At 65.1% G+C, this 12,880-nt stretch carries 12 protein-coding genes; 5 read left to right on the top strand and 7 right to left on the bottom strand.

Translation table 11 applies throughout. The features are described 5' to 3' along the window. Nucleotides 1-162 precede the first annotated feature (162 nt). Entirely contained in the window at nt 163-1,848 is a 1,686-nt protein-coding gene (locus ACVIHF_RS29105) for a methyl-accepting chemotaxis protein (RefSeq protein WP_253606897.1), read from the bottom strand. A gap of 276 nt (nt 1,849-2,124) precedes the next feature. Between ACVIHF_RS29105 and ACVIHF_RS29110 the strand changes: the two genes are divergently transcribed. The 4 genes from ACVIHF_RS29110 to ACVIHF_RS29125 all read left to right on the top strand — a co-directional run bounded on the left by ACVIHF_RS29110 (nt 2,125) and on the right by ACVIHF_RS29125 (nt 6,632). Next, complete coding sequence (locus tag ACVIHF_RS29110) at nt 2,125-3,168, top strand: C-terminal binding protein (RefSeq protein ID WP_253606896.1); 1,044 nt, start codon at nt 2,125-2,127, stop codon at nt 3,166-3,168. A 143-nt stretch (nt 3,169-3,311) separates the two neighbouring features. Further along, entirely contained in the window at nt 3,312-4,658 is a 1,347-nt protein-coding gene (locus ACVIHF_RS29115; RefSeq protein WP_069276553.1) for an ABC transporter substrate-binding protein, read from the top strand. 128 nt (nt 4,659-4,786) lie between these two features. Beyond that, entirely contained in the window at nt 4,787-5,743 is a 957-nt protein-coding gene (locus tag ACVIHF_RS29120; RefSeq protein WP_253606895.1) for a carbohydrate ABC transporter permease, read from the top strand. Between the two features lie 46 nt (nt 5,744-5,789). After that, a complete protein-coding gene (locus tag ACVIHF_RS29125; protein WP_016840579.1) occupies nt 5,790-6,632 on the top strand; it encodes a carbohydrate ABC transporter permease in 843 nt (280 codons plus the stop codon). Between the two features lie 197 nt (nt 6,633-6,829). Here the strand turns inward: ACVIHF_RS29125 and ACVIHF_RS29130 are convergent, their stop codons facing one another. From ACVIHF_RS29130 to ACVIHF_RS29155, 6 genes are all read right to left on the bottom strand, one after another. Then, nucleotides 6,830-7,651 carry an energy transducer TonB family protein gene (locus ACVIHF_RS29130; RefSeq protein WP_253606894.1) on the bottom strand — a complete coding sequence of 274 codons (822 nt, stop codon included), beginning with the start codon at nt 7,649-7,651 and terminating at the stop codon, nt 6,830-6,832. Nucleotides 7,652-7,654: 3 nt separating this feature from the next. Then, nucleotides 7,655-8,101, bottom strand: coding sequence for a TonB system transport protein ExbD (gene exbD / locus ACVIHF_RS29135; RefSeq protein WP_076829938.1), 447 nt, complete (start codon nt 8,099-8,101; stop codon nt 7,655-7,657). A gap of 3 nt (nt 8,102-8,104) precedes the next feature. After that, nucleotides 8,105-8,842: a tonB-system energizer ExbB gene (gene exbB, locus ACVIHF_RS29140; RefSeq protein ID WP_375167051.1), complete on the bottom strand. Its 738-nt coding sequence runs from the start codon at nt 8,840-8,842 to the stop codon at nt 8,105-8,107. A gap of 225 nt (nt 8,843-9,067) precedes the next feature. Beyond that, nucleotides 9,068-9,592, bottom strand: coding sequence for a heme utilization cystosolic carrier protein HutX (gene hutX, locus ACVIHF_RS29145; protein ID WP_253606893.1), 525 nt, complete (start codon nt 9,590-9,592; stop codon nt 9,068-9,070). Continuing rightward, complete coding sequence (locus ACVIHF_RS29150; RefSeq protein ID WP_021080657.1) at nt 9,589-9,921, bottom strand: antibiotic biosynthesis monooxygenase family protein; 333 nt, start codon at nt 9,919-9,921, stop codon at nt 9,589-9,591. The genes hutX and ACVIHF_RS29150 overlap by 4 nt, the downstream gene beginning before the upstream one ends. A 147-nt stretch (nt 9,922-10,068) precedes the next feature. Then, nucleotides 10,069-12,414 (bottom strand): TonB-dependent hemoglobin/transferrin/lactoferrin family receptor, encoded by a 2,346-nt coding sequence (locus ACVIHF_RS29155; RefSeq protein WP_456792924.1) that lies wholly within the window; start codon nt 12,412-12,414, stop codon nt 10,069-10,071. Between the two features lie 251 nt (nt 12,415-12,665). On the opposite strand from ACVIHF_RS29155, the gene hemP reads away from it, so the two are divergent. Continuing rightward, nucleotides 12,666-12,872, top strand: coding sequence for a hemin uptake protein HemP (hemP, locus tag ACVIHF_RS29160; protein WP_283068112.1), 207 nt, complete (start codon nt 12,666-12,668; stop codon nt 12,870-12,872). Nucleotides 12,873-12,880: the final 8 nt, after the last annotated feature.

A 12,880-nucleotide genomic window follows, 5' to 3' on the forward strand; every position in this document is an offset into this window, starting at 1 on the left:
CGTCATCCTGAGGAGGCCGCAGCGCGGCCGTCTCGAAGGATCGACGGCCCCGCTGGTAGCCGTGCATCCTTCGAGACGCGCGCGGGAGCGCGCTCCTCAGGATGACGGGGATACGGAAACGTTGGGTGGAATAGCGTAGCATACCCACCCTACGCGATCGCCTTACGCCGCGCGCACCTTCTGCAGGAACTCGTCGACCGCGTTGCGCAGCATGCCCGATTGCGTGTCGAGCTCGCGGGCATTCGACAGCACGTCGCCGGCCGCGGTGCCGGTGGCGGCGGCCGCCGATGTGACGCCGCCGATATGGGCGGAGATCTCGCTCGAGCCGGCCGCGACCTGCTGGATGTTGCGCGCGATCTCGCGCGTCGCATCGCCCTGCTGGTCGATCGCGGTCGAGATCGAGGCGGTGATCTCGCTCATCTGCGCGATGGTCGCGGTGATGCCGCCGATCGAGGTCACGGCCTCGCCGGTGGATGCCTGCATCGCGGCGACCTGCGCCGAGATCTCCTCGGTCGCCTTCGCGGTCTGGTTGGCCAGCGCCTTCACTTCAGAGGCAACCACTGCGAAACCGCGGCCGGATTCGCCGGCGCGCGCCGCCTCGATGGTGGCGTTGAGCGCGAGCAGGTTGGTTTGAGCCGCGATCGAGTGAATCAGCTTGACCACCTCGCCGATCTTCTCGGCGCCGGTGGAGAGCGCCTGCACGGTCGCGTTGGTGCGCTCGGCATCGGCCACCGCCTTGCTCGCGACCTCGCTGGAGCGCGCCACCTGGCGGGAGATCTCCGCAACCGAGCTGGAGAGCTCCTCGGCGGCAGCGGCGACGGTGCCGACATTGTTGGAGGCGCCGTCGGACGCAGCGCCGACGGTCGCGGCCCGCGCGCTGGCGTCGCTTGCGGTCGCGGTCATCGACTGCGCCGTGGTCTGCATGCCGGCGGCAGCGGAGGCCACCGTGCGGACGATGCCGTTCACGCTGCGCTCGAAATCGTTGGCGATATTCTCCATCGCACCACGGCGCTCGGCCTCCGCGCGTGCTTTGGTCTCAGCCTCGGCCTGTTCCAGGCCGCGGATGCGAACCGCGTTGTCCTTGAAGACCTGAACCGTGGCCGCCATTCCGCCGACCTCGTCACCGCGGCCGACGCCGGGGATGTCACCGTCGAGCTTGCCGTCGGCGATGTCGCGCATGCGGGCGCCGAGCAGGTTGAGCGGACGGGAGATGCTGCGGCCGATCAACCAGGCGACCGAGCCGGAAACGATGCCGATGCCGAGGATCGCGAGGCCGAGCAGCCAGGCAATCGGCCGCATCTTGGCATCGATATCGTCGAGATAGGCGCCGGTGCCGAGATACATATCGAAGCCGGGGACCGAGACGGCGTAGCCGAGCTTGCGGATCGGCGTCTCCTGGCCGGGCTTCACATAATCATAGAACAGCAGGATCTCGCCCTTGGTCTTCACGCCGTCCATCAGTTCCTGCGAGAGCTTGCGACCATTGGTCACGACGTCCATGCGATTGGTTCCGACCTGCTTCGGATCGGGCGCCAGCACCGTGATGCCGCTGTAGTCGGTGCCGAACAGATAGCCGGCGCCGTTGTCGTAGGTCAGGGTGTTGGCACGCTTGCCGAACTCGGCCAGTGCCGCTTCCCTGGTCAGCTTGCCGGCATCGACATCCTTCTTCAGGCCCGCCGCCATGCTCTTCGCCATCTCGACGATGGCCTTGGCCTGGTCGATGCGCGCATTCAGCATCTCCCGCTGCATCAGGTGACCGGCGAGGATGCCGGCCGTGCACAGGCCAAGGAGGGTCACCCCCACCAGAATGCCGAGCTTGGGGGTGATCTTCAGATTTGACAGCTTCACGGGGGTCTCCAGAAGAGGCGGGGAACGCGACGCGATTGGCGGATTGATTCCGCGCACCGTAATGTGAGACCCTTTACCTGATGGTTACGGAGGTTCCCCGTAGAAGCCCGGAGAATCAGGCCGCGGACCAACCGGCAATTGTGGAGAGAACAGCGCGGCTCGCGTACAAGCATGGGAAGGCGGCGACCCAGCCGCGCTCCAAGAAGCAAGAAGAATCAAGATCAAGAAGCAAACCAGCAAGAAGCAAGAACAGCAGACTCACATCGGGAGCAGACAATGTCGAAATTCAGGGTGGTCACGCCGAAGGGCGCGAGCTTCACGGTCGCCGGCGGCGGCTACGACTATGAGCGCGAGGCGCTCGATCCGATCGGCGCCGAGATCATCGAGGCGCCGGCCAATGAGGCCGAATTCATTGCGGCGGCACGCACCGCGGACGCGATCTACGCCAAGGGCATGCCGATCACCAAGGCGGTCATCGACGCGCTCGAGAACTGCAAGGTGATCACGCTCGGCAGCGTCGGCGTCGACTCGGTCGACGTCAAGGCCGCGACCGCCCGCGGCATCCCCGTCACCAACATCCCCGACACCTTCATCGAGGAGGTCGCCGACCACGCCATGATGCTGCTGCTCGCCGGCTTCCGCCGCCTGATCGAGCAGGACAAGATGGTGCGCACCGGCCGCTGGGCCGAGGGCCGCCCGGCGCTTCTGAAGATTCCGCGGCTGATGGGCCAGACGCTTGGCTTCATCTCGTTCGGCCGGGTCGCCCGTGCGGTGGCCAAGCGCGCCGCGCCGTTCGGCCTCAGGATGGTGGCCTACGATCCCTTCATCCAGGAAACCCTGATGTACGACCACGGCGTGGTCCCCTCGACGCTGTCGGAGGTGCTGTCGCAGTCGGATTTCGTCTCGATGCACGCCCCGGCGCGGCCCGAAGTGCACCACATGCTGACCGAGAAGCATTTTCGCCAGATGAAAAAGTCGGCGATCTTCATCAACACCGGCCGCGGCGCCACGGTCGACGAGGAATCGCTAATCAAGGCGCTGCAAGAGGGCTGGATCGCCCACGCCGCGCTCGACGTGCTGGAAAAGGAGCCTCCGTCGCACAACAATCCGATGCTCGGGATGGACAATGTTACCTTGACCGCCCATGTCGCCTCGGCGTCGGCACGTTTTGACGAGGCGCGCAAGCGCCGGGTGGGCTACGAATTGTCACTAGTGCTGCAAGGCATGTGGCCGGTAAGCTGTGTCAACCCGTCGGTGCTGCAAAACACCGCGTTGCGCCGCTGGCAGCCCGTCAGCATGGATCGCGGTCCGAACAGCTAGGGCGGGAATGCGTTTTTCGTGCGGGGCCCGTCTCTTGCGGGCCCTTTGTGCGGCTGGCGCCGAGACCAAAAGACCTTCACCGGCGGCCAAACGCCGGGAAGGAAAAACAACAACGAAACAATAAGAACGGGAGTGCGAACGACATGAAGTACGAGATCACGCGTCGCGACGCGCTGGTGCTGGGGGCTTCCGCGGCGGCGCTGGCGGTCACCGGCGCTTCGGCGCAGGAGGCGTCGAAGGTGAAGGCAGCCGACGTGGCGGCGCCGTCGCTGCCGATCGAAAAGGACGCCACCTTGCGTATGCTGCGGCCGGTGCGATTCGTTCAGGCCGACGAGGACGTGTTCCGCGCCAATGCCAAGAAATTCACCGACAAGACCGGCGTCGAGATCAAAGTCGACTTCGTCGGCTGGGAGGACATCAACCAGCAGACCGCCGTGACCTCGAACTCCGGCGCCGGGCCCGACATCATCATCGGCTTCGGCGACGCGCCGCACATCTATATCGACAAGCTGATCGAGCTGACCGATGTCGCCGACTATCTCGACAAGCGCTATGGCGGCTGGCTCACGCTGGCGCGCCGATACGGCATGCGCTCGAAGTCGAAGAGCTGGGTTGGCCTGCCGTTCGGCGCCTCGGGCGGCCCGCTGGTCTACCGCAAGTCGCTGGTCAACGCCGCCGGCTTCGACAAGGTGCCGGAGGACCACGCCGGCTTCCTCGAACTCTGCAAGAAGCTGAAGGCGGCCGGCAAGCCCGCGGGCTTCGCACTCGGCAACGCGGTCGGCGACGGCAACGGCTTCGCCAACTGGCTGTTGTGGTCGCACAACGCCGCGCTGCTCGATGAGGAAGGCAACATCATCATCAACAGCAAGGAGACGATCGCGGCGCTGAAATATCTGAAGGAACTCTATCCGACTTTCATCGCCGGCACCCCGTCCTGGAACGACGTTTCCAACAACCGCGCCTACTCGTCGCAGGAGATCGGCCTGACCGCAAACGGCGTCTCGCTGTATTTCTCGCTGAAGAACGATCCCGCGACCAAGGCGATCGCCGACGACACCGCGCATCAGTTCCTGATCAAGGGGCTGGCCCCCACCTCTCCGATGTCCGGCCTGACCTTGAACGCAATGGTGTTCAAGCACAGCAAGTATCCCAACGCAGCGAAGGCGTTCCTGCAGTTCATGCTCGAGCACGAACAGTACGAGCCGTGGCTCAACGCCAATTCCGGTTACTGGTCGCAGCCGCTGGCGGCCTATGCCGACGCCGCGGTGTGGTCGAGCGACCCCAAGGTCGCGATCTTCAAGGACACGATGAGGAGCCCGTACTACAACGGCTACAAGGGGCCGATCTCGACCGCGACCGGCGCCGTCAACGCCGACTATGTGCTGGTGCAGATGTGCGCCTCGGTCGCGACCGACGCCGCAACGCCCGAGGCAGCGGCCGCGGAGGCCGAGCAGCGCGCCAAGCGGTACTTCCGGCGGCAGGGCCGGTAACATCGACCTCAAGCCGCTGTCATTCCGGGGCGATGCGTAGCATCGAACCCGGAATCTCGAGATTCCGGGTCTGGTGCTAACGCACCAGCCCGGAATGACCCTGGAAGTCGGACCGAGACAAGAACCTGATGTCTGTCACCACTCTCCCCTCACGCGGCGCGGCGCTGCACCAGCCGGGCTGGCTCGCGCGCCTGTTCGACTACAAGCCGTTCCTGATCGTGATGTGCCTTGCGCCCGCGGTCGGCCTGCTGCTGGTGTTCCTCACCTATCCGCTGGGCCTCGGCATCTGGCTTGCCTTCACCGACACCACGATCGGCCAGCGCGGCATCTACATCGGACTTGAGAACTTCCAGTATCTGCTCAAGGATCCCTTGTGGTGGAACGCGGTGTTCTATTCGATCTTCTACACCGCGGTTGCAACCTTCGGAAAGTTCGCGCTCGGCTTCTGGCTGGCGCTGCTGCTCAACAACCATTTTCCGTTCAAGAGCCTGATCCGCGCCATCGTGCTGCTGCCGTGGATCGTGCCGACGGTGCTCTCCGCGCTGGCGTTCTGGTGGATCTACGATCCGCAGTTCTCGATCATCTCCTATCTCCTGGTCGACGTGCTGCACTGGCGCGACAGCAATGTCGACTTTCTCGGCTCGCCCTGGCCGGCGCGGTTCTCGCTGATCGCCGCCAATATCTGGCGCGGCATCCCGTTCGTCGCGATCTCGCTGCTGGCGGGGCTGCAGACCATCTCGCCCTCGCTCTACGAGGCGGCGATGCTCGATGGCGCCACCTCCTGGCAGCGCTTCCGCTACATTACCTTCCCGATGATGATGCCGATCCTGGCGATCGTGATGACGTTCTCGATCATCTTCACCTTCACCGACTTCCAGCTGGTCTACGCCATCACCCGCGGCGGCCCGGTCAACTCGACCCATCTGCTCGCGACACTGGCGTTCCAGCGCGGCATCGCCGGCGGCGAGCTCGGCGAGGGTGCCGCGATCGCCGTCTCGATGATCCCGTTCCTGGTGTTCGCAACATTGTTCAGCTACTTCGGCCTCGCGCGCCGCAAATGGCAGCAGGGAGAAGCCAATGACTGACGTTGCAGCCCAATCCTCCAACGTCGCCAGCGCCACGCCCGATACGATGGCGTGGGACTCCCGCGCCCGGCGCGTGGTGATGATCTATCTGCCGCTCGCCTGCTTCATCCTGATCCTGCTGTTTCCGTTCTACTGGATGGCGGTCACCTCGTTCAAACCGAACGCCGAGCTCCTGAACTACAAGGAGCACAATCCGTTCTGGATCACCTCGCCGACGCTCGCGCATATCAAGCATCTGTTGTTCGACACGGCCTATCCGCGCTGGCTGAAGACCACCATGCTGGTCGCGATCGGCTCGACCTTCCTGTCGCTGTTCGCCTCGACGCTCGCCGCCTACGCGATCGAGCGGCTGCGCTTCCGCGGCAGTCCCTATGTCGGCCTCGGCATCTACCTCGCCTATCTGGTGCCGCCGTCGATCCTGTTCATTCCGCTCGCCACCGTGATCGTGCAGTTCGGCCTGTTCGACTCGCCGCTGGCGCTGATCCTGGTCTATCCGACCTTCCTGGTGCCGTTCTGCACCTGGCTGTTGATCGGCTATTTCAAGTCGATCCCCTACGAGCTCGAGGAATGCGCGCTGGTCGACGGTGCGACGCGGTTGCAGATCCTGTGGCGGATCACGCTGCCGCTCGCGGTGCCCGGCCTGATCTCGGCCGGCATCTTCTCCTTCACGCTGTCCTGGAACGAGTTCATCTACGCGCTCGCCTTCATCCAGAGCGGCGCCAACAAGACGGTGCCGGTCGCGATCCTGACCGAGCTCGTCACCGGCGACGTCTACCAGTGGGGCGCGCTGATGGCCGGCTCGCTGCTCGGCTCGCTGCCGGTCGCGCTGTTCTACTCGCTGTTCGTCGACTACTACGTGTCGTCGCTGACGGGGGCGGTGAAGGAGTAACGGAGCTTCCGGCGTATTGAAGCGAACTCAATCTATCCCCGTCATCCTGAGGAGCGCGAAGCGCGTCTCGAAGGATCGACGGCCAGCAGCCGGGCCGTGCATCCTTCGAGGCTCGCCCAGCGGCGCAAGTGCGCCGCAAGGCTCGCACCTCAGGATGACGGGAATAGATGTGCGGCCTCTCTCAATGAGGTCGCGCACTACCGCGGCACAAACGCGACCGGCACGGAAAAACCCATCGAGCCCTGCGTGATCTCGGACGGAAACGCCGGAAACGGCTGGGCCTGGCGCACCATCGCCAGCGCGCGCGCGTCGAAGGTCGGATTGCCGGAGGAGCCGCCGAGATGGCTCGACAGCACCTGCCCGCCGCGGCCGAGCGTGAACACCAGGCGGACCACCCCGCGCTGGCCGTTGCCGCCTGCGGGATAGGAATGGAAGCGCAGCAGATGCGCGCGGACGCGGGCGTTATAGGCCGCGATCGCTGACACGGCCGCGCCGGCGCTGATCGCGGACGCAGCCGGCGCCTGCCGTTCGGCACGGCTCGGCGCGCTGGTGCGCGGTGCCGGCGTTGCCTCGGACGGCTGCTTTGCTTCCCGACGAACCACTTTCGGCTTGACCGGTTCGACCTTCCTCTCCGGAACGACTTTCGCGGGCTCGGGTTGCGGCGGCGTGATCTGCTGCTTCTGTTCCGGCGGCGCGACGACGTCGGGCTTCTCCTGCATCGGCGTCGGCGCGATCTCCTGCGGCACTGGCTGCGCGGCGGCAGGCTCCGGCGGCGACGCGTCGGCCTCCTGCATCGCCGGCCCCGGCGGCAGCTCGGTCTCCGAAATCTCCAGCGCCGAGGTGATCGGCGTCAGATCGACCAGCACCGCCGGCACCGCAACACCGGGCGGCGGCGCCGGGACCCAGCTCATGCCAACCGCGAGCACTGCCGCATGCGCCGCCAGGATCGCAGCCACCGACAGGCCCCAGCGCCGCAGCCAGATCTCGTCGCCCGCATCATGAAGCGCGTACGCATTCATGGATCAGCTACGCCCGTCGAGGCCAACCAGCGCAATCTTGAGATAGCCGGCGTTGCGCAGCAGGTTCATCACCTCCATCAGATCGCCATAGCTGACCGCCTTGTCGGCGCGCAGGAAGATGCGCTCGTCCTTCCTGCCTTGCGTGGCGCCATCGAGCGTCGACGTCAGCGTCTCGCGCGCGATCACGTCCTCGCCGACCGCGACGGAGAGATCGGACTTCACGGTGACGAACACCGGCTTGTCCGGCCGCGGCTGCGGCTCGGCGGTCGAGGCCGGCAGATCGACGCCGAGATCGACGGTCGCGAGCGGCGCCGCCACCATGAAGATGATGAGCAGCACCAACATCACGTCGATGAACGGGGTGACGTTGATCTCATGCGCCTCGACCAGATCGTCGTCGCCACGACGCCGGCCGCCGAATGCGCCGCCAGTGCCAAGCTTCGCGCCCATCGCCTACTCCGCAGCGCGTGCCAGCCGGAACAGGCTGCGATCGCCCTCGCGGCTGACCAGCAGCATCACCATGGCGGAGGCGTCGCCGAGCAACGCGCGGTAGGACGCGATCGAACGGGTCAGGTGATTGTAGATCACGACCGCCGGGATCGCGGCGACCAGGCCGAGCGCGGTCGCAAGCAGCGCCTCGGCGATGCCGGGCGCGACCACCGCGAGATTGGTGGTGTGGGCCTCGGAGATGCCGATGAAGGCGTTCATGATGCCCCATACCGTGCCGAACAGGCCGACGAACGGCGCGGTGGCGCCGATCGTCGCCAATACGCCGGTGCCGCGCGCGATCTGCCGCGACATCGCCGCCTCGACCCGCTCCAGCCGCAGCGCGATGCGCTCCTTGAAGCCGTCGTCGAACATCCCGCCGGACAGCGCAGCCTCGCGCGAGGCCGATTGCACGATCTGCGCTACCGCATCGCTGCCGTCGCGGCTCGCCTGCTCGACCTCGGCAAGCTGGGTGTCGCGCTCAAGGAGGCCGATCCGCTGCCGGGCGAGCGCGGTCTTGCGGCGGATCTCGACGGTCTTGGCGAGCCAGATCGTCCAGGTGACGAGCGAGGCGAAGGCGAGCCCAACCATCACCGCCTTCACGACGATGTCGGCGCTTTCGAACATGCCCCAGGGCGAGAGGTTGCGCGGCAGCAGTGCGGCGTCGGATGCGGCAAGGCTACTGCTTGGGAGAGATGCAGTCACGACCGCAATCAACTGGACGACGATTGATAGCTGGCTACTTCTGCCAAACGTGCGAATTAGCATACTCACCTCCAACCGCATCTCACCTCGCCCCGCCTGCGGGGAGAGGTCGGATCGCATCGCAAGATGCGAGCCGGGTGAGGGGGACTCTCCACGAGCACGGTGCCCGGAGGGTCCCCTCGCCCCGACCCTCTCCCCGCAAGCGGGAAGAGGGAGAAGAAATCTTCAGCCCGCGTTCGGTGCGAGGCGGTCCGCCAGCGCATGAAAGCGCACCAGCTGATCGCTACGCAGCGCGCGCGTCTCGTCGCGGCCGACGAACACCTTGAACATGATGCCGCCGTCGCGATTGATGAAGGCGATGAACGCCGACACCTTGCCCATGAAGGGCCGCTCGACGAAGGCGATCGCCGCGCAGCGATCGTGCCTCAGATGGCCGTGCAGGCCCTTCGGCTGCATCAGGTTGAAATAGCCGCGGCCGACCTCGCCGTTCGGAATGGCGCCGGTGAACTCGAAGATCGCGTCATCGGTATGCACGATCAGCGTCACCTCGCCCCACTCCGCGATGTCCTGCATCGCGGCGGCAAACTCGCCGGGACCGATCCGCACCATGCTCTCGGGGAGCGCCTCGAGCACCGCGCGCGGCGTCACCTTGCGCTCGCGCGCGACGTCCTCGATGACCGTGCCGGGATTGTCGGCCATATAGGCCTTCAATCCCGCAAGCTCCGCGTTCTGCACGGCCGTCTCCGTCATGCCGGGCTCTTCGCGCGCTCGGTGATCAGCACCTCAAAACCCTCGAATTTGGGATGGCCGAGATAGAGGCTGCCGCCGGTCTCGTTGCCGGCGCGCGAATGGGCGCGGCGGAACGCATCGGATTTCGTCCAGTCCTCGAACGCCGCCTTGCTGGCCCAGACGGTATGGGTCGCATAGAGCGTGTGGTCCTCGGCCTCGGGGCCCTTCACCAGATGAAATTCGATGAAGCCCGGCAGATCGCCGAGATAGGATTCGCGCGTCTTCCAGACCGTCTCGAACGCCTGCTCCTTGCCCTTGATCACCTGGAACCGGTTCATTGCGATGAACATGAAAACTCTCTCCTGTTTGACGGCGGATGCCCGGATCCTGCCGGTTGATCTCGTTAATAACATGAACGCGCCAAGGAATACGCCAAGGCCGCGCTGGGGGCACCAGCGCGGCCGGAGCAACCTGGATGGAATGATCGGCGTCTCGCGTTACGCTCCACCTAGGTGAATCCTGAGCCCGGCCTTGTAGACGGTGCCTGGACCGGGGCTCGAGAACAGCACGTCGTTCTGCGTCGTGCCGTCGGTCGAGGAGCCCGGGATCGCATAAGGCCGGTAGTACTGGTTCAAGAGGTTGTCGACCGATGCCGTGAAGGTGATGTCCTTGGTGGCGTTCCAGGTCAGATAGAGGTTGACGAGCTCGTAGCCGGTCGAGGGCAGATAGCCCGCCGGCAGGTCGTTGTTGGCGCCGAACGAGGACCATTGCGCGGCAATGATCAGCGAACGGTCGAGCAGGCGGACGCCGCCCGTCGTCGTCACCTTGCGCGGCGTGATGGTGGCGAGCCCGACATTGGTCTGGGTGTTCCGGCCGCGCATCAGATGGCCGGCGACGCCGACGAACCAGTCGCCTGCATCATACATCGTCTCGAGCTCGAAGCCCTCGATGCGGGCGTGGGCGATGTTCTGGTACTGGTAGAACTGGCTGAACCGTCCGAACGGCGTCAGGGTCGGCGCCGAGGCGACGAGGTCGATATAGCCGTCGACGTCGTTGCGGAACACGTTGACCTTGCCGCGGAACGAGTCGTTCGCGGTGAAGATGCCGTCATATTTCAGGTTGATGCCGGCTTCCTTGTTCTTGCCGACCTCCGGCCGCAGCGCTGCATTGGGCAAGAAGCAAAACAGGCCGCTGGTGCCGTCGGGGCAGTTGAACAGCGCCGGCCCGCCGCCGGTGGCGTGACCGCCCGCGATCAGCGTCTCGGTGATGGACGGCGCGCGATAGCCTTCGGCATAGCTCGCATAGGGCGTGAAGCCGGCAACCGGCGTGACGCCGAGCGTGATCTTCGGCGACAGCCGGTCGCCGCTGGTCGTGGTGTTGATCGAATTGAGTTCGTAATGGTCGTAGCGGACAGCGCTGATCAGCTCGAGCCAGGTCGAATAGTTCTGCTTCAGCTGCACGAAGCCGCCGGACACCGTGCGCTGTCCGCCTGGCGTCGTGATGTTGGAATTGCCGCGCGAATCGAAGGTCTCGACATCGTCACGGAAGGCATCGAAGCCGTAGGTCACGGCGTTGCGCCAGTCGCCGAAATTGAAGCGCGAGGTGTTGTTGACGTCGACACCAACCGTATCCAGCAAATAGCCGCGCTTGTCGCCGACGCAGCCGGAGATGTTGTTGCCGGGATTGGCGAGCGTGCAGACGCCGCCGCCGGTGGTGATGCGGTTGTTGTAGGTCTTGACCTGGTCGTTGTCGGTTCGGTTGCCGTAGACCGAGATGTTCCAGTCGAACAGCATGTCGTCGGGTCTGGAATATCGCCAGCTCAAGGTGCCCGTGTAGTTCTTGGCGTCGGAGGCATAGACCGAGGAGCCCGCGATCGCGGCGAGCGGCGCCGCCGCCGTGGTCGGGCCGCGGTTCGGCTGACCGATATTGTATTGGTAGTCCTGGAAGATGCCGCCGATCTTGAACTCGTGGCCTTCGGCCGGGCGGAACGTCACCTTCATCAGGCCGGCCGCGATATCGTTGCCGGTGTTACCGATCTCGGTGCCCGCGCCGTCCTTGTAATTGCCCTGGGTGCGATAGACCGCGCCGCCGAACACATCGACATTCGGATCGACGCGTACACCGCCGAACACGGAGCCCATGCCGCGGTCCTTGTTGGTGCCGTAGGAGCCCGACATGTCGACACCCCAGCGCTCACCGGGACGCACTACGTCGTCGATGTCCTTGGTGCGGAATGAGACTACGCCGCCGATCGCGCCGGAGCCGTAGATGTTCGCGGTCGGGCCGCGCACCACGTCGACGCTGCCGATCAATTCGGGATCGAGGAAGAACGAGCCGTTGGCGTTGTGGCCGGTGCGCTGATAGTTCTGCCGCGCGCCGTCAACGACAACAGCGACACGGCCGAAATCCTGCAAGCCGCGGATGTTGATGACGGTTGCCGGATCGTCGCCGCGCTCCTGAACCGAGATGCCGGGCACGTTATAGAAAATATCGGAGAGCCGGTTCGGCTGCAGGCCCTGGATCTTCTCCAGCGTGACGGAGCTGACCGGCGCCAGCGCATCGATCGCGCGCTCCTCGGTCTTGGACGCCACCGCCGTGATGGTGTCGAGCGACTGCACCGGCACCGCGCCGATTTGCGCCCGCGCGTTCATCGCCGCCGGCGCCGCCTGAGCTTCGGCCGCCGGCTTCGGCTTCCGCTTGGCCTGCTTCGGCCGCTCGGTCGAAGGACGCGCAGCCGACGGATCGGCGGTCTGCGCGAAGCCGCGTTCCGGCAGTGCTGCCGCAAATGAGAACACCGACGCGCTCAAAATCAAGGCGCGCGAAACCCTAGCCCCGTCAGCCATTCTAGCCCCAGCCTGATCATCGCTTTTCTGGTTTGGCTGGCGTGCGCTCTCTGACGAGCGGCTTGCTGGCTACATCGCGATCAAGCCACCGCTTGCATCGCGTGAGGATTGGTTACGAGCCGGCAACAAAACGGTCAAGAATGCGGCGGCGCTGTTTATATCGATTGTAAAGTGCGGCCGTTGGAATGCGCCTTCGCCCGCTTATACAAGCAAACACCATTTGAAAATTTTCGCAGGCGCAGCACCACAATATGTCCGCAGCTTCCGGAGACAATATCGGCGCAGCCGGAAACCACACCGAGCCTGCATCCGGCGCGGCCAAAACACTGATCATGCGCGGTAATCGTCTCGACAGCCGCGACCTGTTCGCTGCGGAGCGCGAGATCATCATCATGCACGGCGAAGAACATTACCGGTTGCGGCTGACCTCGCAGAACAAGCTGATCCTCACCAAGTGACGGCCCCG

This window comes from Bradyrhizobium sp. USDA 4506 (assembly GCF_054058795.1).

Coding starts and splice junctions, on each gene's coding strand:
- ACVIHF_RS29110 (WP_253606896.1), top strand. CDS start 2,125: ATGTCGAAATTCAGGGTGGTCACGCCGAAGGGCGCGAGCTTCACGGTC.
- ACVIHF_RS29130 (WP_253606894.1), bottom strand. CDS start 7,651: ATGAATGCGTACGCGCTTCATGATGCGGGCGACGAGATCTGGCTGCGG.
- ACVIHF_RS29120 (WP_253606895.1), top strand. CDS start 4,787: ATGTCTGTCACCACTCTCCCCTCACGCGGCGCGGCGCTGCACCAGCCG.
- ACVIHF_RS29150 (WP_021080657.1), bottom strand. CDS start 9,921: ATGTTCATCGCAATGAACCGGTTCCAGGTGATCAAGGGCAAGGAGCAG.
- hemP (WP_283068112.1), top strand. CDS start 12,666: ATGTCCGCAGCTTCCGGAGACAATATCGGCGCAGCCGGAAACCACACC.
- hutX (WP_253606893.1), bottom strand. CDS start 9,592: ATGACGGAGACGGCCGTGCAGAACGCGGAGCTTGCGGGATTGAAGGCC.
- exbD (WP_076829938.1), bottom strand. CDS start 8,101: ATGGGCGCGAAGCTTGGCACTGGCGGCGCATTCGGCGGCCGGCGTCGT.
- ACVIHF_RS29115 (WP_069276553.1), top strand. CDS start 3,312: ATGAAGTACGAGATCACGCGTCGCGACGCGCTGGTGCTGGGGGCTTCC.
- ACVIHF_RS29125 (WP_016840579.1), top strand. CDS start 5,790: ATGGCGTGGGACTCCCGCGCCCGGCGCGTGGTGATGATCTATCTGCCG.
- ACVIHF_RS29155 (WP_456792924.1), bottom strand. CDS start 12,414: ATGGCTGACGGGGCTAGGGTTTCGCGCGCCTTGATTTTGAGCGCGTCG.